Here is a 25,182-nt window from a genome sequence, read left to right on the forward strand (position 1 = left end):
CGCGTCAGCGCGAGCGGGCGAGCCGGAACCCGAGGTCGTCGGTGCGCAAGGTGGGGTGGCTCTTGCGGCGGCACGACGCGCGGCATCCCCGGGGCGGGTCGTACCAGCCGCCGCCGCGGAACACCCGGTACGGTCCGTAGACCTCGGGATCGTAGACGTCCCAGCACCATTCCCACACGTTGCCGATCATGTCGTGGAGGCCCCACGCGTTCGGCGCCCTGGTCGCGACCTCGTGCACCTCGTCGCCGGAGTTCCCGCGGTACCAGGCGATCTCGTCCAACTCTCCATAGTGGACCTCGGAGGTCCCGGCCCGGCAGGCGTGCTCCCACTCGGCCTCGGTCGGCAGCCGGAAGCCGTCGGCGGACCAGTCGCAGGTCGCCTCCCGCGCGTCGGGGTCATCACCGATCGAGTAGCAGGGTTGGAGCCCCGCCGCTTCCGAGAGCAGGTTGCAGAACCGGACGGCCTCCCGCCAGCAGACCTCGGTGACCGGCGTCCGCGGCCCGGCCGGGCTCGCCGGCGCGTCGCCGGTGACGGCGCGGTACAGCTCGCGGGTCACCGGGTGCGCCGCCAGCAGGAAGTCGCCGACCCCGACCGGCCAGTTCGTCTTCGTGCCCTCGTCCCGAAGGACGATTTCCCCGCCAGGGATGGCGATCATGCGCGGCGCTGGCTCGGGGTTCGTCGACGGCTCAGGCATCGCCGAGCTCCCCGGCGAGCAAGCCGTTGTCGCCGTCGAGCACGGCGTCGAGCAGTCGCAGTACCTCGGCTGTGGCGGCGGCACCGCCGAGGATCACGATCTTCATGCGGTTCCGCTCCTCGTCGTGGACGGTCTGGATGCGCAGCGGGTGCGGGGCGGAGTTCGCCTCGGCCAGGACGAGCGTGCCGAGGCGGTCGGCCGCGGCGCGGTCGACGCCGTCGATCTGCACGATGCTCGACACCTCCACCGCGGCGTCGGCGGGCCGGGCCGATGGGGCTTGCGGGTGGCCGGTCAGCACCTCCAGGTCGGCGCGCGAAATCCGGTACTGCTTGCCGATCCGCACGGCCTTGAGCCGCCCCGAGCGGATGTAGCCGCGCACGGTCCGCACGTGCAGCCCGAGCCGATCGGCCACCTGTTCAACCGAGTACATTTCTTCATTCATCAATCCCTAACATAGACCATATAGGGAACGATAAGGAAGTTTGACGCCCATTATGAGCACCATGATCGGCTGACTGCGGCGTTTGTGGCCCGTGCGGTCAGTCGAGGGCGGTGTCCTTGGTCTCCGGCATGCGGTACGCGACCACGGCGCTGATCAGCAGCAGGATCACCGCGTAACCGAGGAACACGTCGCCGCGGCCGCTGCTGGCCAGCCAGGTCTGCAGGTACGGCGCGCTGCCGCCGAACGCCGCCGTCGCGATGGCGTACGGGAAGCCGGCGCCCGCCGTCCGCATCCGGGTCGGGAACAGCTCCGCGTACACCGTGGGCATGATCGCCGGTCCCGGGGCGATGACCAGCAGCGCGATGATCATCGCGACCGCGAACTGCCAGATCTGGTCCTGGATCAGCCAGCTCAGCGGGTAGATGACCACGGCGCTGCCCACGAAGGACATCAGCAGCACGGGCCTGCGGCCGATGCGGTCCGAAAGCGCCCCGAACAGCGGCAGGACGAGGATGAACACCGCGTTCGCCAGGGCGCCGACCCACAGCGCCGCGGACGGGTCCAGGTCGTGGACGCTGATCGCCTGCGCGGGCGCGGAAACCACCCAGGTGTAGAACACCACGGTGCCGCCGACGGTCAGCCCGATCACCCGCAGGCACGCGGTGCGCTGCTCCCAGAAGCTCCGCCACAGCGGCGGCCGGTCCGTCGTCCGCTGCCGGTCGAAGACCTGCGTCTCGGCCAGCCGCAGCCGCATCACGAGGGTGTAGAGCCCGACGACGCCGCCGAGCAGGAACGGCACCCGCCAGCCCCAAGCGCTCATCGCGCCCGGCGCCAGCGCGCCCGCCAACGCGGCGGCGAGCGCGGAGCTCGCCAGGATTCCGCAGGTTCCCGAGGTGTAGACGAGGCTGGACCAGATCCCGCGCCGGCCGCGCGGCGCCATCTCCGCGATGTAGGTCTGCACCGCGGGCATCTCCCCGCCGTGCCCGAGCCCCTGGCACAGCCGGGCGACCACCAGCAGCAGCGCCGCGCCGATGCCGATCGACTCGTACGTCGGCGCGATGCCGATCAGCAGGCTGCCGCCGGAGGCCAGCGCGATGGAGCCGACCATGGCGGAGCGGCGGCCGATCCGGTCGCCGAACCAGCCGAACAACAGCCCGCCCAGCGGCCGCATCAGGAACCCGACGGCGAAGATCGCCAGGCTGGACAGCACGGCGCTGGTGCTGTCGTGGGCGGGGAAGAACTGCGCGGCGAAGAACGGGGTGAAGACGGCATAGGCGTTCCAGTCGAACCACTCCAGCGCGTTGCCCGCGCCGGTGCTGACGATGGTCCGCCACTTCCGGGGCGATGTGCGTTCGGCTTCGGTGATCAAGGCTGCCGCCCGGCCAGGCGGCGGATGGCGAGTTCGGCGTAGAGCGCGGCGCCGTCGGCGAGCACGCTGTCGTCGAAGACGGCGAACGGGGAGTGGTTGTCCGGCGCGGTGGCCGGATCGCGGTCCGGCGGGCACGCGCCCAGGAAGATGAACGCGCCCGGAACCTGTTCCAGCACGCGGGAGAAGTCCTCGCCGCCGGTGACCGGGCGGTCCAGCCAGGAGAACCGGTCGCCGTGGGCGTCCGCCGCGACCTGCGCGGCGAACTCAGCCTCGGCGTCGTCGTTGATCGTGGCGCGCACGTACTCGGTGAGGTCCACGTCGACCTCGACGCCGTGGGCCGCCGCGATGCCGTTGCACACGGCGGCGATGCCCGCCCAGACCGCGTCCCGCGAAGGCGCCGAGAACCAGCGCAGCGAGCCGTCGAAGACAGCTTCGCCGGGGATCACGTTGCCCGCGTCCCCGGAGTGGAAGCTGCCCACCGTCAGCACCACGGTCTCGAACGGATCCACGGTGCGCGCGACCAGTGCCTGCAGCGCGCCGACCATCTCGCAGGCCGGGGCGATCGGATCCTTGGCGCGGTGCGGGGTGGAACCGTGGCCGCCCGCACCGCGCACCGTCACCCGGAGCAGGTCGCCGCCCGCCATGAGCGGGCCGCGCCGGGTGGTGAAGGTCCCGAGGTCGTGGCGCGCGGCCTGGACGTGCATGCCGTACGCGGCAACCGGGTGCGATCCGGAGGCCTTTAGCACGCCTTCGGTGATCATCTTCCCGGCGCCGTCACAGCCCTCCTCGCCTGGCTGGAACATCAGCACCACGTCGCCGGCCAGCTCCGCGCGCCGCTCGGTCAGCAGCCGTGCGGCGCCGACCAGCATCGCGGTGTGCAGGTCGTGCCCGCAGGCGTGCATCCGGCCGTCGATCCGGGAGGCGTAGTCCACGCCGGTCTGCTCGGTCACGGGCAGGGCGTCCATGTCGGCCCGCAGCAGCACCGTCGGGCCCGGGCGCGCGCCGTGCAGCACCGCGGTGATGGAGCTCAGCCCGCTGCCGGTGGTGATCTCCAGCGGCAGGCCGTCCAATGCGGCCAGCACCATTTCCTGGGTGCGCGGCAGATCCAGCCCGACCTCGGGTTCGGCGTGCAGCTGCCGCCGCAACCGCACCAATTCGTCCTGCAGCTCGCGTGTGGACAACGGCAGTCCCCTCATCTCGTGATCACGTCACGGCCAGGATGACCGCCCGCCACCCGGGGAACACCAGAATGTCGGGAAACCGTTGCGGAAGCGCGGTTGCGCGCAGGAAAACGATCAGGACAGCGACAGGCCGAGCTCTTCGAGCGATTCCTGCAGCCGGGACAGCGCCTTCGGCCCCATGCCGTGGAGCTTCTTCAGCTCGGCGGCCGGAACGCCGTCGAGCTGCCGCAGTTCGGTGTAACCGGCCGCGTTCAGGGCCCTCGTCGCGGGCGCGCCCACGCCGCGGGGAAAACCGGAGTCCGCCATGCCCGGGATCGTAGCGCCACCTGACCGGCATCTTGTGTGCCAGATCACCCTTGCATAGGCTGTGACCATACCGACTAGTCGGTACCGACTTGTCCGGGCGACACCGCCGTTCCCCGAACCGACGGAGTGGGCATGGGATTCAACCTGGCGACGATGCTGCGCGAATCTGCGACCGAGCGGCCCGAGCGGCCACTCCTGCACTTCGGCGCGCAGTCCATCACATACCGGGAGGTCGACGAGCTCAGCGGGCGCGTCGCGGCCGGACTGCAGGCGGCCGGGCTGCGCCGCGGCGACAAGGTCGTCGTGCACCTGCCGAACGTGCCCGAGTTCCTGTTCGCCTACCTGGGCATCCTCAAGGCCGGCCTCGTGATGGTGCCGCTGAACCCGATGCTGCGGGCGCCGGAGATCGCCTACCACCTCGCCGACAGCGAAGCCACGCTGCTGATCACCTTCGAGTCCTTCGCGGACGAAGCCGTCAAGGCCGCGGACCGGGTGCCGGTCTACGTCGTCGGCTCGGCCGCTCCCAGCGGTACGAAGCGCTTCGAGGAGCTGTGCGCGGCCGAGGACACCGGCGAGATCACCGCCGTGGAAGCCGACGACACGGCGGTCGTGCTCTACACCAGCGGCACGACCGGTCAGCCGAAGGGCGCCGAGCTGACGCACTTCGAGCTGTTCATGGCCTGCACCGTCGGCGGCGAGCGGTTCGGCGTCTCCGAGGACGACGTGAGCGTCGTGGTGCTGCCGCTGTTCCACGTGTTCGGCCTGGTCACGGTGCTCGGCCCGGTGATCCGGTTCGGCGGCTCGGCGGTGCTCATCCCCAAGTTCGACGCCGGAGCCGTCCTGGATGCGATCGAGCGGCACCGCTGCACGATCTTCTCCGGCGTGCCGACGATGTACTTCGCGCTGCTCGGCGAGAACCTCGCCGGCCGGGACCTCTCCTCGCTGCGAGCCGGGATCTCCGGCGGCGCGGCGATGCCGGAGGAAGTGCTGCGGGAGTTCGAGCGGAAAGTGCCGGGCATCGTGGTGCTGGAGGGCTACGGCCTGTCCGAGACCGCCGCCGTCGCGACCTTCAACTGCAGCGCGGCGGAGCGCAAGATCGGCTCGATCGGCCGGCCGCTGTGGGGCGTCGAGGTGAAGATCTTCGACGAGGACGACCGCGAACTGCCGCCCGGCCCCGAACACATCGGCGAGGTGGTGATCCGCGGCCACAACGTCATGAAGGGCTACTACAAGCGCCCGGAGGCGACCGAGGAGGCGTTCCGCAGCGGCTGGTTCCACACCGGCGACCTCGGCTACCGCGACGAGGACGGCTTCTTCTTCGTCGTGGACCGCAAGAAGGACCTGATCATCCGCGGCGGCTACAACGTCTATCCGCGCGAGGTGGAAGAGGTGCTCTACGCCCACCCGGCGATCCGCGAGGCGGCCGTGATCGGCAAGCCCGACTCGCGAATGGGGGAGGAGATCGTCGCGGTGGTCGCGTTCCAGCCCGGCAGCAGCCCGGACGCGGACGAGCTGATCGCGTTCAGCCGCGAGCGCCTGGCCGGGTACAAGTGCCCGCGGGAAGTCCGGGTCCTGGACGAACTCCCCAAGGGCCCGAGCGGCAAGATCCTCAAGAAGGCCCTCAGGTAACGGCGAGGGCGGCCGGCTTCGCGCGAAACCGCCACCCGGCAGGCGGGGAACGCCGTTTTCGCGCGAAACCGGCGTTCGCCGTGAGGGCGGGGCGCCGGTTTCGCGCGAAAACGCCGGTAGTACCCGAACGGTGGGGTGATCCGAAGCCGGGGTCACATCTTCGCGGCGCCGGCCTTGATCGCCTCGCGGATGCGGAAGTACGTGCCGCAGCGGCAGATGTTGCGGATCCCGTCGATGTCCGCGTCGGTGATCTCGCGGCCTTCCGCGGCGGCCCGGCGGACCAGCGCCACGGCGGCCATGATCTGGCCCGGCTGGCAGTAGCCGCACTGCGCGCGACCAGCGCCGCCGTCACGCCGTGGTACTCGGCGTGGAAGGCGATTCCCTGCGCCGTGCCCGCGGGCATCTCCCGGCCCCAGCCGCCGGTCTCGGCGACCTCGTCCAGCACGGCCCGCGAACGGTCGTCCTGCAGGAAGTCGCGCCGGAACCGGTAGGGGTCCTTGCCCATTCGCGCCGCGAGCTCGTCGACGATCAGCTCCCGGGCGCAGGTGACGTCGGGGGAGTAGATGTTGCGCATGCTGCCGGTGTTGAAGCCCTTGTCGGTCTCGTTGAGCAGCTGCGTGGCGACGCCGAAGTCGTAGGGCATCGACTGGGTGAGCTGGAAGATGGTCTCGGCGAAGGTGAAGTCGCCGACGGGCAGCTGCGCCGACATGGCGGCGAGCACCTCGCCGAGGCCGTGCCCGAAGTCGGTGGCGACGCTGGTGTGCCGCTGCTCGTAGTCGAGCACGGTGCCGCCCGCGTAGCCGACGCGGACGCGCGACGTGGCCATCGGATGCGTGCGTCCTTGGCGAGCGTCGTCGGCGCGGTGCCACATGAGCTTCACCGGCTTGCCGAACGGCTTCGAGATCTCGGCCGCTTCGAGCGCGGCGTCGAAGAACAGCTTGCGGCCGAAGGAACCGCCACCGTCGACGACGTGCACGGTGACCGCGCCCGGCGGGAGTCCGAGCTTGGCCGCGATGGTCTGCCGGGCGACGATCGGCGACTTCAGCGATCCCAGATCTCGGCCCGGTCGGCGCGGACGTCGGCGACCGGGCAGTTGGGTTCCAGCGCGCTGTTGCCGCGGAAGTAGAAGGTGAAATCGTGTTCCACGGTGCTGGTCAGCGGCGGCACCGCGAGCGGCAGCTCGGCGGACTTCAGCTCGCGGAGCACCGTGTCGTCCGATTTCCCTTCCGCAGTACCGGGATTCCACGTGACCTGAAGCGCGCGCACGGCGTCGATGCACTGGCCGAAGGTCTCCGCGCGGACCGCGACTCCCGTGGAGACCACGGCGGCATCGGTGACGCCCGGCATGGCGCGGACCTCGGCGAGGTTGGCCACGGATTCGACGGTGCCGTTGATCGTCGGCGGCCGGCACACCATCGTCGGCTTCGCGCCCGGGATGTCGAGGTTCATCGCGAACTTCTTGCGCCCGGTCACCGCCGCGAGCGCGTCGGTGCGGTTGTGCGGCTTGCCGATGACGGCGAACTGCTCGCGCGGCTTGAGCTCGACGGGAACCTGCTCGGTCCGCGTGCTCGCGGCCTTCCCCGCCAGGGCGCCGATGCCGATGCTGCGGCCCGCGAGGTCGGTGATCACGCCGGCCTTCAACGTCAGGTCGGTGACGACGGAGCCGAGCTCGATCGCGGCCGCGCGCAGCAACCGGCCCTTGGCGACGGCGGCGGCGACGCGGATCGGGGCGTAGGTGGAGATAGTGGTGTTCGAACCCCGGTGAGCTGGTTGAACAGCAGTTCCGGCCGGGCGTCGGCCAACGTGACGCGGACGTCCTCCAGCGGCACGCCCATCTCCTCGGCGATCAGCATGGCCGTGGAGGTGGTGATGCCCTGGCCGACCTCCGCGCGCGGCAGCGCGAAGGAGACCGTGCCGTCGTCGTCGACCGCGACGGTGATCAGGTTCGAGGTCGGGCGCGCGGCCTCCGTCAGCAGTTCGTTGAGGTCGAGCAGCCCGGCCACGCCCGGCGACGGCACGACCGCCTCGGCGCGCGGCGAGAGGCCGAGTTCGGCGGCGACCAGGGTGGGCGCGGCCAGCACGTAACCGAGGAACCGCCGCCGCCCGAGGACGTTCGCGCCGGATTCCTGGGGGCCATGATCAACACTGGTCATCGGAGATCCCCTCCGCCGGGCACCCCGTTGGGCCTGGCAACCGAACGCGAGCCGAGCGGACGGCGCAACGCCGTTCGGCCAGCGGAACTGTAACGACGATCATTGTCGAGGTGACACCGCCGGCGGGTCCCCGCCGTCCGCGCCGACGCCTGCGCCATGGCTGCTATCGAGGCTGCCCGGGAACCCGCCTTGCGCCGGTTTCGCGCGAAAACCGGCGCTCCACGTGAGGGCGGGATGGCGATGTGAGGGCGGGATGGCGGTTTCGCGCGAAATCGCCCGCCTCACAGCCGTTGGGCGGGCATCAGGCGGAAGGCGTGCGCGGCTCGGTCAGGCTTCCGGGACTCGGACGGCGGAGAAGTACAGCCGGTACCGCAGCCGGAAGCCCATCGATTCGTAGAGCCGGATGGCGCCGGTGTTGGACGCGACCGTGTGCAGCAACGGCTTCTCGCCTCGGGCCCGGATCCCGGCGACGACGGCCCGCATGAGCCGGGTGGCCAGGCCCTGCCCGCGGAACGCCGGATCGGTGCAGACCGCGCTGATCTCCGTCCACCCGGGCGGATGCAGACGCTCACCGGCCATCGCGACGAGCTCGCCATCGCGCCGGAGCCCCAGGTACGTGCCGAGTTCGACGACGCGCGGCAGGAACGGCCCGGGCTGGGTGCGCTTGACGAGGTCGAGCATCTCCGGCACGTCCGCCGCAGTGAGCCGCACCGCCTCGTCGTCCTCGGCTCCGACCACGCCGTCGTCGACCAGCTGCACGCCGGGGAGCCGCTCCACGACCTCCCAGCCGGGCGGGGGCGTTCGCGCCCGCCCGGAGAAGGCGACCACCGCGCCCGGCCCGGCCAGCGCCGCGACGTCCCGCCAGCCGTCGTCGCCGAACTCGTCGGGAATCGCCAGGAACGGCGCCATGTCGACGGGGTAGCGCAGCACCTGCCCGTGCTTCTCGGCGAAGCCGGCGTGCGGGCCGGTGAGCGAAGCCCACGCGGGATTGTCGAGCGGCGACGTGGTCATCGACCACTCCTTCCGGCGAAGTGTTCGGTGCCACCACTTTTTCGCGCAACGCCGCGCGCTTCAAGCGCCCGCGCGCCACCGGCGATCCCGTACCGCCACATGGGAATCCGGTTGCGCGGAACACCCCAGGTCGTCCGGGGTCGTGAGTGGTTCGGATCGCCATAGCAGCCCAAATCACTCACGACCCCGAACTGCTGGGATCGCGTCCAAGAGCGCTTGACGTTCTGGAAGCTGCCGTGATCTGATCCAACCAGCGTCGCGTGTCGGTGGCAGGCTGTGCCAGGCATGGAGGCGCGGGTTCGAAGGGTCTTCATGACCACTCTCTTCAATCACACGATCGTCGCCGCGCGCGACAAGCAGGAATCGGCGTCCTTCTTCACGGAGATGTTCGATCTCCCGGCTGCGGAGCCGGGCGGACCCTTCCTCACGGTCCACCTGGACGCGGGCGTGACGCTCCAGTTCGCGGAGCCGGGCATCGAATTCCCGCCGCAGCACTACGCATTCCTCGTGACCGAGGAAGATTTCGACGGCATCTACGCCAGAATTCAGGCGGCGGGCCTCGAGCACTGGGCGGACCCGCAGAGGAAGCTCCCGCACCAGTACAACACGAACTACGGCGGCCGTGGCGTCTACTTCTGCGACCCGTCGGGTCACTACCTGGAGGCGATCACCCAACCGTACGGCGCGGATCTGAACTGATCTAAGTGGACGGTCGCACGCGGCCCGCCCGGTCCTCGCGCCGGGCGGGCCGCGCGGCTGGTAGCGTCGGGTGAGCTCCGGCCGAAGGGACTGGTTCGCGATGACCGCCGAGCACCCCGAGGTTCCGCCTGACGGGGAACGCGATCACAGCCTGCTGATCAGCGAGGAGCGGCAGCAGGATCTGCTCTCCCAGCTCGTCGAGATCGAGCACGAGATCCGCCGGGTCACCCTCGACGCGGCCGGGAACGGCCCGGCCAACCGCGCGGCCGCCGAAGTCCACCTCGCCGAGTTCACCGAGCTGACCCGGCGTGCCCGCCGAGCCGTCCGAAACGCGGTCACCGTCGAAGAGCGAATCGCCCACCTCGACTTCGACGTCGACGACCGGCCCTGAAGCGCCGGAACGAACGCGCGGCCTCCGCCCGACCGGATTCACCGCTGATCACGTAGAGGCTGCATCCCCCTGCGCCGAGGTGACCCTGCAGGAACGCAATTTCAATGGAAATCAGAGCTCTGATTTCCACTGAAATTGCGGAAGTTCTCCACAGCCATCGGCGTGTCGGGTCCTGACACGCCGGTGGAACGTGGTCGTCGCGGTGTTCGGCGCGGAGTCTTGAGCCTGCTCCAGCCCGGCCCCGAGGCCTGCGCCGAGACTGTCGGCGCCGGGTGCTAGAACCCGTCGGAAACGATCACCGATCTGAACGGGCGCATTCCAATGGGACGTCATCGGCGGGAAGCCGACACCACCGAACTGCTCAGCGGCATGGCCGCACGCGTCGCGGAGAACGCCCCCGAGGGATGGCGGCGCGCGTGGGCGAGCGTTCACCGGTACAGGAACGGGGCCCGCAGCAATGTCATGCAGTACGAGCTGGCCGACGGTGAGCTCCGCGACGGTGGCGTGGATCTGTTCAAGGAAGCGGGAGCCCTGTTCTTCGCGACCGAGCCGTGGCCGGATCACCTGACCGTCGAGCTGGCCGTCGAGCAGTCGGGCGAGTTCGAGGCGATCACCAGCCGGTCGCTGATCCGCACGCAGTACCACCCGGATCGCCTGCTGCTCGTGCTCAAGCCGGATGTCCTACCCGTGGAGCCGGGGGACGAGCAGGAGGGTCCTGCGGATCCGACGTTCGCCGGTGATCCGGACGAGGCCGTGCGGCTGCTCCGGGAGTACCTCCGGCTGCGAGCGGAAATCTTCGAAGAGGAGGAGGAAGAAGAACTGCCTCCTCCGCTGGACGAAGCGACGTGCGCCGAGCTCATGGCGAGCCTGGACGTCGCGCTGCCGCCGGATCTGGTCGCCTTGTACGGCGTGGCCAACGGCGACGACGGCGAGGACGTCAACATCTTCGACACGCACTCGTGGACCGACCTCGAATTCGCGACCGAACACCCCCACCACCGGCACGACGGTGACTGGACCGACGATCCGCTGACGGTTGCGGCGTTCGAGGCGATACCGCCGGGGAAGGTGCGCAGGTCGATGAGCCGCGATGGGTGGATCGTGATCGGGGTCAACGAGGACGGCGATTTCCTCGCCGTCGACATGGACCCGGGCCCTGCGGGTCGCCCGGGACAGGTGATCATCATCGGTGGCGAGTACGAAGGAGCTCCCGTCTACGTCGCCGATTCGGTGACGACGCTGCTGCGCCGCCAGGTGGCGGCGCTCGAACGGGGCGACTACGAGCTCGACCACGGCCGCCTCTTCGTCGACGCCGACACCCCGCGCAAGTGGGAGTACCTGGAGTCGTTCTCGTGGGATGCCGACGACCACGGCGGCTCCCTGATCGGAATGCCTGCGGAAGTCCAACGCCTCACAGCCTGGAAGGCCGACGGGATCGACCTGGAGCCGGCGCGCCACGCGCCCCTCCTGCGGGACGTGGTGCTGCGCGGCCAGGGCGCACTAGACCTGAGCCCGCTCCGAGACGCGCCCCTGGAGAGCCTGACGCTGGAACTGGGCTCGATCGACCCGACTCCGCTGTCCGGCCACCCGACGCTGCGAAACCTGACCCTGCGTTCGCAAAGTCCGGTAGAAGTCGCAGTGCTGCCAGCGCTTCCGCGACTCCAGGGCCTCGACCTCTCCCGCGCCGAGGTGACCGACATGGCTCCGGCCGTGAAGCTGGAAGGGCTGCTGTTCCTCGCCCTGACCTACGAGCAGTGGGTGCGGCTTTGGGATCTCGGCGCCGAGCTGCCATCGCTAGCGGCGGTCGCGCTGGGAGGAAACCCAACGCCGAACCAGATCAACGAGTGGACGGAGCATTTCACGGGAACCCTCCCGAACGGCCACGATAAGCACACCGGCCGATACGACACGCGATCATGACCAGTGCTCCAGGCCGAAGAACGGCGTGAAGGCGGGCTACGCCAGGCCGGTCAGTCAGGCCGGCCGCAATACGTGTCGCCGAACCCGCCTTCTCCACCCGGGGCGGGCACGCAGTTGGATGCCGGGCGAGACCCGCTCCCATCTAGCGGTACTGGATCTCGTCGAACGGCCAGTCCGACGACAACCAGGCGGCCACGGCGTCGTGCAGCGGGCCGTCCAGTTCTCCGCGGTCCGCCCGCACCCACGAACTCACCTCCACGACCTCCTGGTTCGCACGCGACGGGTAGATGTACACGCACCCGATCACCGCTCCGCCGTCGTCGAGGACGGTGTAGGTGAAGCCCGTCCGCTTCGCGAAGTCATCGGCGTGGCGCTTCAGGTCGCGAAGGTTCTCCGCGAGGCTCATGCCGTCGGGCGGCGGCCACCTGACGTCCGGGAAGCCCGGAGTGGCGTGGATGTGCTCGATGCTCGACATCCACGCCTCGTGATCGGCCTCGTTGTGCTGCGGACCCAACGGCTCCAAGCGGAAGCCGTTGCCCGGGAGGCCCTGGGGTACTGCGAAGTCGTCGGGAACGAAAGCATGCGCAGACATGTCTAGAGGCTATCGGGGTGGAAATTGTTGTGCGGTGAACGGACCGTTCGCTCCGGTAGACGGCACGAACGGGCCGTTCGCCTCGGCGGCACCTAGAGCGGCCGTGGTGCGTCGAACTTCTGGCGGACTTCCTCGGCCGCTCCGGGGTTCCCGGCCGCTTCGATCAGCCGCGCGAAGCGGTGGGCCGTCAGGGCGCGCACCGGGTTGTCCCCGTACAGGCCGATCCTGTCCAGGACCACGCCGACGTGGTCGCTGGTGGTCCTGTTCCCGTGCATGATCTTCTGGTAGACCCCGTACAGAATCGCGCCGAACAGCGGCACCGTGACCCAGGCCGGCCATCCCAGCAGCAGGCCCAGCAGGAGCGGGACGGCTGCCGCCAGCGCCAGGCCGCCGTAGAGGATCCGGTTTTCCTTGCTCATCGAACGGCCTCCTCGGGCGCGTGGTCGAACGTGTAGTCGGTGGAGTGCAGGCCCTGCGCCATGTCGATCAGCTGGGACAACCGGACGGAGACATCGGCGCGCCCGCTCGTGGTCCGGCTCCAATCGCGCGCGAGGACGTGCAACGAACCGAGCAGGTGGAGGTGCTGGCTCGCCGCGTCCACCAGGATGCCGAGCAGCAGATCGTGCGGCGCGGTCCGGCCGGCGACGTCGAACCAGTGGCAGACGCGCTGCACGACGAGGTCCGGGCGGGCGAGCATGGCCGCACGCCAGCAGAAACCCAGCTGGGAGCGGATCGTGTGATCTGCCGCCAGAGGCTGGGAACGATTGCTGGAGTCGGCCAGCCGCAGCGGATCCGCGATGGCGAGGAACAGGAAGTGATCGGCGGGCCACGGCTGCTGCTTCGCCAAGCCCGTCGTGAGCCTGTCGAGCAGCAGCCGCAGGAGTATCGGATCGCGCGAGGTCAGCTCGACGAGCGCTTGGTACGCCGTCGGGGCACCGGTGCCGTCCTCGTTGCGGGCCCGGTGGTGCAGCCGCACCAGGGCCTGGTCCGGGTAGGTCGGTGCGATCACCTCGGTGCACACGTCCACCAGGATCTGCCCGACGTCCCCGGGGAGGTCGCTGCGCCGCGACCACCTGTACACCAGCTGCCGGAAGAAGTGACCTTGACGCTCGTCCTTCAGACCCGCTATAAGGGCCCGCACCCCGAAGTCGCGCAGCGCGTTCGGCGTCCCGTTCTGCCTCGGATAGATCCACCGGTCGATCAGCCACTTCACGTGGCCGGGTGAGTTGGTGCGCAACGCTTGGACCACGAACCGGTCCACCAGGTTCTCCCGGTCCCGCCGGGTGAACTGCTCGATGCGGATGATGTCGTCCACCCACCGGCAGAACGGCTCCCGGAGATCCGGGTAGTTGTCCCAGAAGTGCTCGCGCAGCGCTCGGTCGTAGCTGCGCAGGCTGAACTCGATCCGGTTGTTCGGCGCGACGTCGATGCTCAGGTCGCCGAGCTGGGTGCGATAGCCCTCCTGCTCCATCCGGGGCTGCTCGCGCCCGTCGAGGCTCAACGCGCTCACCAGGCGGTGGGAGGCGAAGAACACCGCGTCGCTCGACGCTCCACGGCACATCGCAGCGGCGAGCAGCACCGTGCGTTGCCGACCGCCGAGCACCTTGCTGAGCTGCTGCGCCACCTCGTTGCTGCGGTCGATCCGGGCGGAAACGGCTTCGCTGAGCCATGTCGAGACGTCGCCGCTGGGGTTCGTGTCCCGGGCTTGCACGACCACCTGCGCGAGGTGGGCGATCTCCGACATCGGTGCGGAAAGGCTGCGTGCGAGTTCTTCCGAAGCCAGTTGCTGGTCGGAGGGGAAGATCGACTCCTGTTCCAGGTGCCATCGCAGCACCGAGGCACCGCGCGGCCGGTCGATCCTGGCCACGAACTGCGCCAGGTCCGAATCCAGTTGGTGCTTGCGGGAATCGGGCACGACGACGGCGATATAGCCGTTGCGCTGTTGAAGGACCGTGCGGAACGAGAGGAGATCTCGTTGCCGGGCGTGGAACACGTCCTCGCCGCTGTCCGAGAGGTCGAGGACGAACAGGTGGCCCGGCTGGACCTTCAACTTGTCCAGGCCCGGGTTCTGCGTGCGCGCCTCGTCGTCCAGCACGGTGAAGGGGGTGTGGTCGTCGGCGAGCTCGTTCAGGAGCATCTTCGCCGCCGTGCGCCGACCGCTTCCCGGCGGCCCGGTGAGCACGACAGTGCGGGACTGCCGCAGCATGTCCCGCGCAGCACCAAAGTTCTGCGGCGGCTCGAACCGGCTCTTGAGCCAACGCAGGTCGCCCTTCAGCGTCAACCGCGGCCCGCGAGCCTGCTGTTGGACGCTCTCGTGGATCGTGTAGTAGACGGGGTTGATGTTCTGATCGCCGGAGCCGGCGTGGATCGGGCTTCCCTGCGTGTCGTGGAATTCGTTATTCGTTTCGGTCACCGGTCTTCACCCCGCTCCCGCTTCGAGCCGAACTTCTGGCGGATTCCGCCGGTGTTCTTGCCCGCGATGTAGTTCACGCCGTCGCCGTAGAAGATGTTCTGGTCGCCTTCGCCGCTGCTCACCGGTCCCGTCGGGCCGTGGAACGTCGTGTGGGTGATCGACCCACCGCTCATGCTGCCGAGCTGGACGAGGTTTCCGTTGACGTCGCCGTGGTTGGAGTTGATCACCCCGCTGGCCGAAGGCGCTTTCGCCGCCCGGTCCACGAGACCCGGCACCAGGTCCAGGAGCTCGGCGGCGATCCGCACCAGCCCGGCCTCGGCGTTCCCGGTGTCGAAGTCCAGGGTTTGGAGGTCGGCCAGCGGGGCCAACTCCGGCGGCAGCGCCGCGGCCGAAAGCCGCGGCAGCCCCCGCCCGCACAGGATCGGGATGATTCGGGCACCGGACTGCATGGCGTTCACGATCTCCTTGCGGATCCAGTCGTCCTCGTTCGCCAGCGCCTGGTCCCCGTTCTGGTCGGTTGCGGTGAGCCAGTTGGGGCCGATCAGGACGAGGAGCGCGCGGGCACCGGTCGACGCGGCCTGCAGGCGCACCCGGAAGTTGTCACCGGGTCGGATCGACTTGCTGTCGCGGAACACCTCTTCGCTGCCGAACCTGCCCGACAAGTAGCTTTCGATGTGCGCCGCTGCCTGGTGGCAGTCGTCGGTTCGGTAGTTGACGAAGATTTTCGGCATGGGGATACCTCATTTCCGGCACGGATGGCGCCTGTGGACTTCTCAGCTGGACTGGTTGTGCAACGAGGTGATCAGCCGGGGTTGCAGCTCGCGGACTGACCGAACCCGGTGGTGCCGGGCGAGAACGTGGCTCAGCTGGCGGAGGTCGGTGATGATGGTCGCCGAGCCGACGGTGTCGACGACACCGAGGATCTGGCCGACCAGAGCACAGGCGTGGTCGATGTCGCCGGCCGAGGCGTGGGCCAGTGCGCGGCGCACGCCGTAACGCGCTTGGGAGCGAAGTGCCTGCGGCGACAGGCGTTGGACTTCGCGGTCGAGAACCGCGGTAGCGGCGTCGATGCGGCCGAGATCGTGGAGGCACCAGCCGTGGACCATCTCGACCGGGTCGGCCAGGTTCGTCGTGCCGAGCACCGGCCCTGCTTCGGGTTGCGAGGCGCTCAGCATTTCGCGCGCGTGGTCCAGCGCCCGCATGCACGAGTCGTAGTCACTGGCGAGCGCATGGCCTTGCGCCTCGTGCAGAGCGGCCAAACCGCGGATGCGCGGGGTCGTCGCGCCGCTTTGCGCTTGGCGCGACAGGTCGATCGTGTGCTGTGCGTTTCGCTGGTACATGGCGACCAGCGCGCGCCGGGCCAGCGAGTACGCGGCCAGTGTTCGGTCCTCGCCGGCTTCGGCCAGCTCCACCGCGCGGTCGGTCCACCACAGCGCGGCCTGGTCGTTTCCCGACTCCTGCGCCATCCACCCGGCGAATTCCGCGTACCGCGAGTTCAACGCGAAGAGCTCGCCGCGGAGCTTCGGCCGCCTGGCGCGGGCGGCGAGTTCGCGGAGGGTGTGGGTTTGCGCGATGAGCGCGGGCAGCACCACCGAGGGGCTTGCCGTTTGCCCCAGCGTGCGGAACTGGTCGAACATGGTGCGGAACGTCGAGACCGTGCCGTCCTCGGCTATCGCGTGACCGCCTCCCATGCCGAAGGCGAGCACCGAGGCCGCGCCCGCCGCCAGCGCCTGCCGCCGGTCCATCGGCCGGAACCAGCTCTTCCCGCCTGAATCGAGACTCATCAACCACACCTCACCGTCGCCGTTCACCTCGGGCAGCGGTGCTTCGGAAGACCGCGCGGGCACCAGGCCCGCGAGTTCTCCACCGGCTTCGAGGATCGAATCGCAACGCCGGGCGAAATCCGGTGTCGGCCGTTTCCCGCCGGTTTCGATCTTGCTGACGTAGCCCTTGCTGTAGTGCAGCAGCGCGGCCATTCGAGTGAGCGAAAGACCGGCCGCGGTGCGCAGTCTTCGAAGCTCTGCCCCGAACAGTGTGGGCTGTTCAGTCACATCGTCCTCCGGGTTTCCCGTTGCCCGGTTAAGCGGGCGACGGGAAACGGCTGTTGGTCCCGACCGGTTTTCGCGCACGGTGAAACGTGCCGGTCCGGCGACTGGGAGGCCGGGCCACCGGCAGACCCTAGGAGAAGAGATGATCAAGGACGAGCTCGTCCGGGAATCGATACCCGAACAGCGCAATCCGTCCCTTTCGAGGTCGCTCGGACGGGTGATGCTCGCATTCGTGTTCACCGCAGTGCTGGTGTGGGCGGCGATCGTCCTCGCCGGCATCGCCCTATCCGGTGTTGAGCTGTTCGCTTTGGTGCTGGTGCTCTCCGCCGCATTCATCGCTGTCCTCGACGCCTGGAGGGAAGTCCGGTTCGGCGCGGCCGCGCGCCGTTCGTCGGAGGATTGTGGCGGAGATTCGGCTTCCGGAGCCGGGAAGTAGAGCCGTTTCCCGTTTCCCGTTGGAGGAGTCAACGGGAAACGGTGCGCCACCGGAGGGTTTCGGAGGTGCGCGCCATCCCGCCGGCGTGGCTCGTGAGCGTTTTGGAGCGCTACGGCGATCCAAAACGCTCACGAGCCTCACACGGCGGGGACGGGCGGTTTCGCGATGAGGACGGTTGCGTTGCTCGCCCAGCCCAGCGATGAGTACAGGCCACGGCCTTCGGTGCTGGCGATCAGGATGCCCGTCTTCGCTCCTTGCGCCATGGCTCGCTCCGCGAGCGCGCTCATCACCACGCTGCCCAGGCCGAGCCGGCGGTGCGACGGGTCCGTCTCGATCCGGTCCGCGATCGCATCGGTGCCGATCACGGCCATGGTTCCGCGCGCCACCACGCCCCCGGACGGATGCCGTACCTCGGCCTCGACCACCGACCCTTCCACCGCTGTCGCGCACTCGTACGGCGCCGGGGCCGCGCGTCGCGGATGCCCGCTCAGATCGGTGGTCATGAACCATTCCGGCTCGTCCGGCAGGCTCAGCCCCGCGTCGCGCACGATCGTCTCGACAGTCTCGGGCCGGTTCGTGGGCACGGTCAGCCACGTGGGAAGCGCGGCCGCGGCGGCCTCTGCAGCGAGGTTGCGCAGGGACTCCGGATCGTCGTCGGCGTGCAGTGCGACAACTTCGTAGTGGCGGCCCGGCTTTCCGAGCACGACGTGCAGTCCGCCGCGTGCCTCCTCTGCAGGGCGAAACCGTCGGGCCAGGCCCCAGCCCGCCTGCCAGCGGCGGACGAGGTCGGGCGTGATTCGCGAGGGTTCGGTCATGCCGCCGAGCAAATCACGTGGCCCCGACAGGCGGCCTCGGTCACTCCCGGTGGGTGACCGTCCTCTTGGGACGGTTCGAGGATCGGGAACGCGGCCGTTCAGGCGGTAGGGCCGAACTGCTCGATGAAGCGGCCGGTGAACAGGTCCGCGCCCTTGTACTCGGCGACCATCGCGGCCGGCGCGGCGGTCGGGCCCTCGGGAGAGGGCAGCTGCCCGACACCGCCGCTGCGACCGAGCGGGAGCAGGATCGAGGGGGACGGCTGGGGAGCGTAGGTGGCCGCAGGGCGTTCTCCGCTCAGCTGAGCGGAGATGTTCTTGACGACCACCTCGGCGTGCTGCATCGCGTGAGCCGCCATCTTGGCCTCGGCGACGTCCGTGATGTCGCCGACCGCGTAGACGTGGTCGTGCCCCACGACGTTGAGTAATTCGGTCACCGGCACCTGGCCCTGCGGCGTGCGGGTCGTGAGCTTGCCGTCGGCGAGGTAGTCGCTGTTGGTGCTCGTCCCGTAGGCGCGGAACCAGATGTCGGCGGCGATCTCGTCGCCGCCGGTGGTGGTGGCGGTGAACGCGCCGGCCCGGCCCGCCTCGGTGCTCGGCGCTGCCGCCAGGCCGGTGCCGAGGCGCACGTCGACACCGAGCGCGTCGAGCTGGCCGCGCAGGTCCTCGACCACCTCCGGCTCGAAGCCGGGGAGCAGCTCCTGGGCGGGGTCGACGATGGTCACGTGCTTGTCCGGCCAGGCATCCTTGATCTCGCCGGCCAGTTCCAGGCCGACCGGGCCCGCGCCGAGGATCAGCACCTTGCCGGCCTGGAGGAGTTCCTCGTTCGTCCGGCGGAGGTCGTCCAGCGCGTCGCCGACCGAGTCGGAGCCGGGCTTGGCCGGGTAGGCGTAGCTGGAGCCGGTGGCCAGGACCACGTAGTCCGCCGGGACGTGCTCGCCCGAGGCCAGGGTGACGCCGCTGGGGTCCACCGAGACAGCGCGGTCGCGGATCACCTCACCCTTGGTGAGCAGCGTTTCGAAGGGGAAGAACATGTTGCCCGCCCAGTCGGGCCGGGTCAGCGCGCGCAACGATGCGGCCGCGTTGACGAACGCGTCCCGGGGGTCGATGAGGACGACGTCGGCCTCGGACTGCAGCGCCTTGGCGACCGCGGCGCCCCCGTAGCCTCCGCCGATTACCGCGACGGTACGACTCATGATTCCACGCTCCACAAAAAGATCGAGTTCGTAGTACGAACTGTAATAGTTCGCACTACGAACTCAAACTATTGTGTCGCGAGACACATCATCTTCGGCTCAGCTGTCGCGGGCGCCCTCGTCCGGTTCCATGAAGACCACCGGAACCTCGTTGCTCAGCACGACGCGGCCCAGCAGGTCGGCGAGCGTGTTGCGCTCCGCCGGGCTGAGGCTCGCCGGCAGTTCCTCGATCCGCCTGCAGGTCTCGGCGTAGAACTCGTCCGCGAGCTTGCTGCCCTGCGCGGTGAGCGCGACCCGCACCGCGCGCGTGTCCTGCGGATCCGGCTCGCGGCGGACCAGGCCGTTGCGCTCGGTGCGGTCCACCAGGCCGGTGAGGCTCGACTTGGCCAGCCCCAGCATCGCACCCAGTTCGCTCATGCCGCGCGAGCACGACATCAGCACGCACAGCAACTGCCCCTGCTGCGGCGTCAGCCCGTATTCCCGGCCCGACTCGGCGTACACGGCATCCACCAGGAATGCGGACCGCACCAGCGCGGCCGCCATTCCCATCTGGCCATCTTCTTGATTGCCCACGCCGCCAGATTAACATCGGACGCCTTGATAATTCGCGCAACGAACTGCGCCTTGCCGGTCACCTGGGCGGGCGCTCGGCGGCCAGTTCCAGGATTCGCTCGGCGGCCACCGCGTCGGTGATGAGGGTCGTGACGATGCCGGAGCGCAGGACCGCGTCGATCGCTTCCGCCTTCGGTTCGGTGTAGCCGAGGGCGATCACCTCCGGGACCTGGCGCAGCTGTTCGTGGGTGATCGCCAGGACGTGGTGGGCCAGGCCCGTCGACAGGGCGTTGCCGTTCTCGTCGAACAGGCGGGCCGCGATCTCCGCCGTCGCGCCGCGCCGGCCGATCGAGTCCCGTTCGCTCGGGGTCAGCGCGTCGTACACCGTCGATTCGCCCGGCCGCCAGGCGCCGATGCTCACCACGGCCTTGGTCAGGTGCTGGAACTGGTCGAAGGTCTCCGCGATGCCCGGCTGCTTGCGCAGGATGTCGGTGGTCCGGCGGTCCGGCAGCACCAGCGGGCCGTAGATCGGGTAGGGGACGCCGCCGCCGACCGCCGCGACCCGGCCCACCGTCTCCACCGACCGGTCGCGCATGTCCATGCCCGCCTGCACCCCGCACAGCTGCACGATCGGGCACTTCGGGAGCGAATCGACGGCCTCGGCCATCGCGTTCACCGAACGCGCCCAGGCCAGGCCGATCACGTCGTCCGGCGTGGCGAGCTCGGTCAGCAGCTGTGCCGCCAGCGAACCGATCCGGCGGCGCAGCTCCGGCCGGTCGGCCTTCGATTCCGCTCGATTGAGCACCAGGACTCTGCGGAGCCCGTAGGCGGCGCGGACCTCGTCCGACATCGGCAGGTCCACCGGCACCGGCAGGTCGAACTCGATCCGGACCAGGCCGGTTTCCTGTGCTGCGGCCAGGATGCGCGCCGCTTTGAAGCGGCTGATCCCGAACTCCTCGGCGATCTCCAGCTTGGACCGGCCCTGGACGTAGAACCGGTGCGCGATCGACGCCGCGGTGATCGTGTCGGTCATCCGGATCCTCTTGGTGCTCATATGAGCACGATAGCTCGAAATTCGGCCCAAAGGTTGACGTAGCTCGGCATGAAGTCCTTGAATGCTCCGCGTATTGCGGGACGCCCGCGATGAAATGTGCTCATATGAGCAGACCGGAATGGAGTGTCATGCGCGCCGCGATCATCGACCAGCCCGGTTCGATCAGGGTTGGCGACGTGCCGGATCCGAAGCCGGGGGACGGGCAACTGGTGATCAAGGTCGGTGCGTGCGGGATCTGCGGCACGGACCTGCACATCGCCGACGGCCACTTCCCGCCCACGCCCTACCCGATCGTGCCGGGCCACGAATTCGCCGGGGAGGTCGTCGAGATCGGCGCGGAGGTGCCGGGGGACTGGAAGGCCGGCGACCGTGTCGCGGTGGATCCCTCGCTGTTCTGCGGGTACTGCACGCCCTGCCGCTCCGGCCACGGCAACCTGTGCGCGAACTGGAACGCCACCGGTGACACCGTGGACGGCGCGTTCGCCGAGTACGTCGCCGTCCCGGCGGCCACCTGCTACCGGATGCCGGACGAGATGACCTGGCAGCAGGGCGCGCTGGTCGAACCGGTGTCGTGCGCGGTGCACGGCGTCCGGCAGATCGGCGTCGAAGCGGGCGAGCGGTTCCTCGTGGTGGGCGCGGGCACGATGGGGCTGCTGATGCAGCAGTTGCTCCAGCGCGGCGGCGCGCACGTCACGGTGGTCGACCGTAACGAGGCGCGGCTGGGCCGGGCGAGCAAGCTCGGCGCGGTGGCGGTGGGCACCGACGTCGCCGAGCTCGACGAGCGGTTCGACGCCGCCGTCGACTGCACCGGTGCCGCGCCCGCGATCGAGGCGGCCTTCGACTCGCTGCGCCGCGGCGGCCGGCTGCTGGTGTTCGGCGTGGCCCCGGAAGAGGCCCGCGTGTCGCTCTCGCCGTTCCGGATCTACAACGACGAGATCAAGATCGTCGGCTCCATGGCGGTGCTCAACAGCTTCGGCGCCGCGCTGAACCTGGTGGCCTCCGGTGCGATCGACACCGCCGCGCTGCTCACCGACACCTTGCCGCTGGAGGAGTTCCCCGCGGCGCTCGACCTGATGCGCAGCGGTGCCGGGCTGAAGGTCCAGGTGCTGCCGGGAGGCGTTGATGCATAGGCGAATGAGGAAGCTCGCGCTGCTCGCGTGCGCCGCGCTGCTCACGCTCACCGGCTGCGCCGGTGCCGGGGCGCTGGGCTCCGGCGGGCGGACGCTGGTGGTCGCGATCGTGTCGAACCCGCAGATGGAGGACGCGATCGCGCTGTCGGACCAGTTCGAGCGGGACAACCCCGGCATCAAGCTGAAGTTCGTGCAGCTGCCCGAGAACCAGGCGCGCGCCAAGATCACCGCCTCGACCGCCACCGAGGGCGGCGAGTTCGACGTGGTGATGATCAGCAACTACGAGACGCCGCAGTGGGCGGCCAACGGCTGGCTGGAGAACCTGCAGCCCTACATCGACGGCAGCGAGGGCTACGACCCGGGCGACTTCATCCCGAGCATCCGGGACTCGCTGTCCCACCAGGGCTCGATGTACGCGGTGCCGTTCTACGGCGAGTCATCGTTCCTGGCCTACCGCAAGGACCTGTTCGAGCAGGCCGGGCTGACCATGCCGGAACGCCCGACCTGGCAGCAGATCGCCGACTTCGCGGCGAGGCTCGACAACAAGGCCGCGGGCGTGTCCGGCATCTGCCTGCGCGGCAAGCCGGGCTGGGGCGAGAGCCTGGCGCCGTTCACCACGGTCGCGAACACCTTCGGGGCGCGCTGGTTCGACGAGAACTGGAACGCGCAGCTGACCTCGCCGGAATTCCGCTCCGCCGCCGAGTTCTACGTGAACCTGGTGCGCGAGCACGGCGAGGTCGGCGCGTCGAGCGCGGGCTTCTCCGAATGCGGCACGCGCTACGGGCAGGGCCAGGCGGCGATGTGGTACGACGCCACGGTCATGGCCGGCACCAACGAGGACGAGGAGAGCAGCAACGTCGTCGGCAAGTCCGGCTACGTCGCGGCCCCGGTCGAGCGCACCGCCAGCAGCGGCTGGCTCTACACCTGGTCGCTGGCCATGCCGAAGGTCGCCGAGGACAAGGACGCCGCCTGGCGGTTCATGCGCTGGATGACCGACAAGGAGTTCGTGCGCAACGTCGGCACCACCTTCGGCTGGAACCGGGTTCCGCCCGGCTGCCGCCTGTCGACGTACCAGATCCCCGAGTACCAGCAGGCCGCCCAGGCCTACGCGCCGGCCACTCTGGACGGGATCGACCGCGCCCAGCAGCGCAACTCGATGCTGCACCCGGTGCCGTACCCGGGAATCCAGTTCGTCGGCATCCCGGAGTTCCAGGACCTCGGCACGCGGGTCAGCCAGCAGCTGTCCGCCGCCATCGCGGGGCAGATCACGGTCGACGAGGCGCTCCAGCAGTCCCAGGAGTACGCCGAATCGGTCGGCGCGGCATACCGGGAGACCAGATGACCCAGACCGCCACGACACCCGTCGCGAAGCCCGCCCAGGTGCGCAAGCCGGTCGGCAAGTGGTCCGGCACCGCCTGGCTGCGCCGGGCCCCGCTGCTACCCGCCCTGCTGTTCACGATCCTGGTCACGCAGATCCCGTTCGTGCTCACCGTGTTCTACTCGTTCCAGTCCTGGAACCTGGTGCGGCCGGGCTCCCGCCACTTCGTCGGGCTGCGCAACTACGTCGACGTGTTCGCCGACAGCCAGTTCCGCGGCGCGATGCTGACCACGGTGCTGCTGACCGTGGTCTGCGTGCTGGTGGCGATGCTGCTCGGCCTCGGGCTGGCGCTGCTGCTGGACCGGCAGTTCGTCGGCCGCGGGGTGGTCCGCACGCTGCTCATCACGCCGTTCCTGATCCTCCCGGCGGCCGGCGCGCTGCTGTGGAAGACGACGATGTTCGACCCGACCTTCGGCCTGCTGAACTTCGTCTTCGGCGGCGACACCGACTGGCTGTCGGAGTTCCCGCTGGCCTCGGTGATGGCGCAGATCGTCTGGCAGTGGACGCCGTTCATGATGCTGCTGATCCTCGCGGGCCTGCAGTCGCAGTCCAAGGAGGTGCTCGAAGCCGCGGCGGTGGACGGCGCGGGCCGGTGGCGCATCTTCGCGTCGATCACCCTGCCGCAGCTGACCCGCTACCTGCAGCTGGCGATCCTGCTCGGCGCGATCTACATCGTGAACAGCTTCGACGCGATCTTCCTGATGACCCAGGGCGGCCCGGGCACCGCCAGCACGAACCTGCCCTACTACATCTACCAGCGCGCCTTCGAGGGCTTCGACATCGGGCAGTCCTCGGCGATGGGCGTCATCGTCGTCGTGCTGACCCTGATCGTGGCGACGTTCGCGCTGCGCTTGATGTTCCGGACCTTCGGCGTGAGCGAGGTGCGATGATGCGTGCCGGAAACCCGGTCGGCAGGTGGGCGCTGACGGCGTTCACCTGGCTGGTCGCCATCCTGTTCGTCTTCCCGCTGCTGTGGATGGTGCTCACGGCGTTCAAGCAGGAGGCCGACGCCTACACCGACCCGCCGCGGCTGGTGTTCACCCCGACGCTGGACCAGTTCGCCGGCGTCCTGGAACGCGGTTTCCTGCCGTACCTGGGCAATTCGGCGTTCGTCACGGTGGTGTCGACGCTGCTGGTGCTGCTGATGGCGGTCCCGGCGGCCTACGCGCTGTCGATCGCGGCGGTGCCGGGCACCCGGGACGCGCTCGGGTTCTTCCTGTCCACCAAGATGCTGCCGGTCGTCGCGGCGATCATCCCGCTGTACGTGATCTCGCAGAACCTGAAGCTGCTGGACAACGTCTGGGTGCTGGTCATCCTCTACACGGCGATGAACCTGCCGCTGGCGATCTGGATGATGCGCTCGTTCTTCCTGGAAGTGCCGAAGGAGATGGTGGAGGCGGGCCGCGTGGACGGCGCGAAGCTGCCGACGCTGCTGTTCAAGGTCATCCTGCCGGTGGTCGCACCGGGCATCGCGGCGACGGCGCTGATCTGCGTGATCTTCTCCTGGACGGAGTTCTTCTTCGCGGTGAACCTGACGGCGGCCCAGGCGGGCACGGTGCCGGTGTTCCTGGTCGGCTTCATCACCAGCGAGGGCCTGTACTGGGCCCAGCTGTCGGCGGCGGCCCTCCTGGCGTCGCTACCGGTGATGATCATCGGCTGGGTGGCCCAGAACCACCTGGTCCGAGGCCTCTCCATGGGAGCGGTGAAGTAACGTTGCAAGCTGGCAAGCCCCCGCCGCGGAACTGCCAGACAGAGCGCCGACGGGGGCCTTTCTGC

At 69.4% G+C, this 25,182-nt stretch carries 24 protein-coding genes and 2 pseudogenes; 9 read left to right on the forward strand and 17 right to left on the reverse strand.

Going from position 1 to position 25,182, the window contains the following annotated elements:
* Positions 1-4 precede the first annotated feature (4 nt).
* The 5 genes from AC07EQ_RS08720 to AC07EQ_RS08740 form a co-directional block, all read right to left on the reverse strand.
* Entirely contained in the window at positions 5-694 is a 690-nt protein-coding gene (locus tag AC07EQ_RS08720; protein WP_478387403.1) for a formylglycine-generating enzyme family protein, read from the reverse strand.
* Positions 687-1,136 carry a helix-turn-helix domain-containing protein gene (locus AC07EQ_RS08725; protein ID WP_478387404.1) on the reverse strand — a complete coding sequence of 150 codons (450 nt, stop codon included), beginning with the start codon at positions 1,134-1,136 and terminating at the stop codon, positions 687-689. Before AC07EQ_RS08725 ends, AC07EQ_RS08720 begins: the two co-directional genes overlap by 8 nt.
* Positions 1,137-1,233: 97 nt before the next feature.
* Positions 1,234-2,505 carry an MFS transporter gene (locus tag AC07EQ_RS08730; RefSeq protein ID WP_478387405.1) on the reverse strand — a complete coding sequence of 424 codons (1,272 nt, stop codon included), beginning with the start codon at positions 2,503-2,505 and terminating at the stop codon, positions 1,234-1,236.
* The gene (locus AC07EQ_RS08735; RefSeq protein ID WP_478387406.1) at positions 2,502-3,701 is read right to left on the reverse strand and encodes a M20 metallopeptidase family protein; all 1,200 of its coding nucleotides are present in this window, start codon (positions 3,699-3,701) and stop codon (positions 2,502-2,504) included. Before AC07EQ_RS08735 ends, AC07EQ_RS08730 begins: the two co-directional genes overlap by 4 nt.
* 99 nt (positions 3,702-3,800) lie before the next feature.
* Complete coding sequence (locus AC07EQ_RS08740) at positions 3,801-3,992, reverse strand: helix-hairpin-helix domain-containing protein (protein ID WP_132493631.1); 192 nt, start codon at positions 3,990-3,992, stop codon at positions 3,801-3,803.
* Positions 3,993-4,124: 132 nt separating this feature from the next.
* On the opposite strand from AC07EQ_RS08740, the gene AC07EQ_RS08745 reads away from it, so the two are divergent.
* The gene (locus tag AC07EQ_RS08745; protein ID WP_478387407.1) at positions 4,125-5,621 is read left to right on the forward strand and encodes a long-chain-fatty-acid--CoA ligase; all 1,497 of its coding nucleotides are present in this window, start codon (positions 4,125-4,127) and stop codon (positions 5,619-5,621) included.
* A 152-nt stretch (positions 5,622-5,773) separates the two neighbouring features.
* Here AC07EQ_RS08745 and AC07EQ_RS08750 read toward each other — a convergent pair.
* From AC07EQ_RS08750 to AC07EQ_RS08760, 3 genes and pseudogenes are all read right to left on the reverse strand, one after another.
* Positions 5,774-5,953: pseudogene (locus tag AC07EQ_RS08750) on the reverse strand (2Fe-2S iron-sulfur cluster-binding protein); the annotation flags it as partial.
* A 2-nt stretch (positions 5,954-5,955) separates the two neighbouring features.
* A pseudogene (locus AC07EQ_RS08755) lies at positions 5,956-7,774 on the reverse strand (molybdopterin cofactor-binding domain-containing protein); the annotation flags it as partial.
* 327 nt (positions 7,775-8,101) lie between these two features.
* A complete protein-coding gene (locus AC07EQ_RS08760) occupies positions 8,102-8,785 on the reverse strand; it encodes a GNAT family N-acetyltransferase (RefSeq protein WP_478387408.1) in 684 nt (227 codons plus the stop codon).
* 312 nt (positions 8,786-9,097) lie between these two features.
* On the opposite strand from AC07EQ_RS08760, the gene AC07EQ_RS08765 reads away from it, so the two are divergent.
* The 3 genes from AC07EQ_RS08765 (at position 9,098) to AC07EQ_RS08775 (ending at position 11,795) form a co-directional block, all read left to right on the forward strand.
* Positions 9,098-9,484 carry a VOC family protein gene (locus AC07EQ_RS08765; RefSeq protein WP_478387409.1) on the forward strand — a complete coding sequence of 129 codons (387 nt, stop codon included), beginning with the start codon at positions 9,098-9,100 and terminating at the stop codon, positions 9,482-9,484.
* A 70-nt stretch (positions 9,485-9,554) separates the two neighbouring features.
* Complete coding sequence (locus AC07EQ_RS08770) at positions 9,555-9,875, forward strand: hypothetical protein (protein ID WP_478387410.1); 321 nt, start codon at positions 9,555-9,557, stop codon at positions 9,873-9,875.
* A 321-nt stretch (positions 9,876-10,196) separates the two neighbouring features.
* A complete protein-coding gene (locus tag AC07EQ_RS08775; protein WP_478387411.1) occupies positions 10,197-11,795 on the forward strand; it encodes an SMI1/KNR4 family protein in 1,599 nt (532 codons plus the stop codon).
* A gap of 142 nt (positions 11,796-11,937) precedes the next feature.
* Here the strand turns inward: AC07EQ_RS08775 and AC07EQ_RS08780 are convergent, their stop codons facing one another.
* The 5 genes from AC07EQ_RS08780 to AC07EQ_RS08800 form a co-directional block, all read right to left on the reverse strand.
* A complete protein-coding gene (locus AC07EQ_RS08780; protein ID WP_478387412.1) occupies positions 11,938-12,387 on the reverse strand; it encodes a GNAT family N-acetyltransferase in 450 nt (149 codons plus the stop codon).
* A 92-nt stretch (positions 12,388-12,479) separates the two neighbouring features.
* Positions 12,480-12,806 carry a hypothetical protein gene (locus tag AC07EQ_RS08785; protein ID WP_478387413.1) on the reverse strand — a complete coding sequence of 109 codons (327 nt, stop codon included), beginning with the start codon at positions 12,804-12,806 and terminating at the stop codon, positions 12,480-12,482.
* A complete protein-coding gene (locus AC07EQ_RS08790; RefSeq protein ID WP_478387414.1) occupies positions 12,803-14,800 on the reverse strand; it encodes an nSTAND3 domain-containing NTPase in 1,998 nt (665 codons plus the stop codon). Before AC07EQ_RS08790 ends, AC07EQ_RS08785 begins: the two co-directional genes overlap by 4 nt.
* The gene (locus AC07EQ_RS08795; RefSeq protein ID WP_478387415.1) at positions 14,797-15,531 is read right to left on the reverse strand and encodes a toll/interleukin-1 receptor domain-containing protein; all 735 of its coding nucleotides are present in this window, start codon (positions 15,529-15,531) and stop codon (positions 14,797-14,799) included. Before AC07EQ_RS08795 ends, AC07EQ_RS08790 begins: the two co-directional genes overlap by 4 nt.
* Positions 15,532-15,573: 42 nt before the next feature.
* The gene (locus tag AC07EQ_RS08800; RefSeq protein WP_478387416.1) at positions 15,574-16,776 is read right to left on the reverse strand and encodes a transcriptional regulator; all 1,203 of its coding nucleotides are present in this window, start codon (positions 16,774-16,776) and stop codon (positions 15,574-15,576) included.
* 214 nt (positions 16,777-16,990) lie between these two features.
* On the opposite strand from AC07EQ_RS08800, the gene AC07EQ_RS08805 reads away from it, so the two are divergent.
* Complete coding sequence (locus AC07EQ_RS08805; RefSeq protein ID WP_478387417.1) at positions 16,991-17,284, forward strand: hypothetical protein; 294 nt, start codon at positions 16,991-16,993, stop codon at positions 17,282-17,284.
* 137 nt (positions 17,285-17,421) lie between these two features.
* Here the strand turns inward: AC07EQ_RS08805 and AC07EQ_RS08810 are convergent, their stop codons facing one another.
* The 4 genes from AC07EQ_RS08810 to AC07EQ_RS08825 form a co-directional block, all read right to left on the reverse strand.
* Positions 17,422-18,099, reverse strand: coding sequence for a GNAT family N-acetyltransferase (locus AC07EQ_RS08810; protein WP_478387418.1), 678 nt, complete (start codon positions 18,097-18,099; stop codon positions 17,422-17,424).
* 98 nt (positions 18,100-18,197) lie between these two features.
* A complete protein-coding gene (locus AC07EQ_RS08815) occupies positions 18,198-19,292 on the reverse strand; it encodes an NAD(P)/FAD-dependent oxidoreductase (RefSeq protein ID WP_478387419.1) in 1,095 nt (364 codons plus the stop codon).
* Between the two features lie 99 nt (positions 19,293-19,391).
* Positions 19,392-19,841, reverse strand: coding sequence for a MarR family winged helix-turn-helix transcriptional regulator (locus AC07EQ_RS08820; RefSeq protein ID WP_478387462.1), 450 nt, complete (start codon positions 19,839-19,841; stop codon positions 19,392-19,394).
* A gap of 82 nt (positions 19,842-19,923) precedes the next feature.
* Positions 19,924-20,898, reverse strand: a complete 975-nt coding sequence (locus AC07EQ_RS08825) for a sugar-binding transcriptional regulator (RefSeq protein ID WP_478387420.1) — start codon at positions 20,896-20,898, stop codon at positions 19,924-19,926.
* A 128-nt stretch (positions 20,899-21,026) separates the two neighbouring features.
* Between AC07EQ_RS08825 and AC07EQ_RS08830 the strand changes: the two genes are divergently transcribed.
* From AC07EQ_RS08830 to AC07EQ_RS08845, 4 genes are read left to right on the forward strand one after another with little or no spacing between them, the layout of a single operon-like run.
* The gene (locus tag AC07EQ_RS08830) at positions 21,027-22,028 is read left to right on the forward strand and encodes a zinc-dependent alcohol dehydrogenase family protein (protein WP_478387421.1); all 1,002 of its coding nucleotides are present in this window, start codon (positions 21,027-21,029) and stop codon (positions 22,026-22,028) included.
* Positions 22,029-22,032: 4 nt separating this feature from the next.
* The gene (locus AC07EQ_RS08835) at positions 22,033-23,370 is read left to right on the forward strand and encodes an ABC transporter substrate-binding protein (RefSeq protein ID WP_478387422.1); all 1,338 of its coding nucleotides are present in this window, start codon (positions 22,033-22,035) and stop codon (positions 23,368-23,370) included.
* Positions 23,367-24,296, forward strand: coding sequence for a carbohydrate ABC transporter permease (locus AC07EQ_RS08840; protein WP_478387423.1), 930 nt, complete (start codon positions 23,367-23,369; stop codon positions 24,294-24,296). Before AC07EQ_RS08835 ends, AC07EQ_RS08840 begins: the two co-directional genes overlap by 4 nt.
* Positions 24,293-25,117: a carbohydrate ABC transporter permease gene (locus AC07EQ_RS08845; RefSeq protein WP_478387424.1), complete on the forward strand. Its 825-nt coding sequence runs from the start codon at positions 24,293-24,295 to the stop codon at positions 25,115-25,117. The genes AC07EQ_RS08840 and AC07EQ_RS08845 overlap by 4 nt, the downstream gene beginning before the upstream one ends.
* The last annotated feature ends 65 nt before the right edge of the window (positions 25,118-25,182 follow it).

Source organism: Saccharopolyspora sp. NPDC045839, assembly GCF_056431645.1.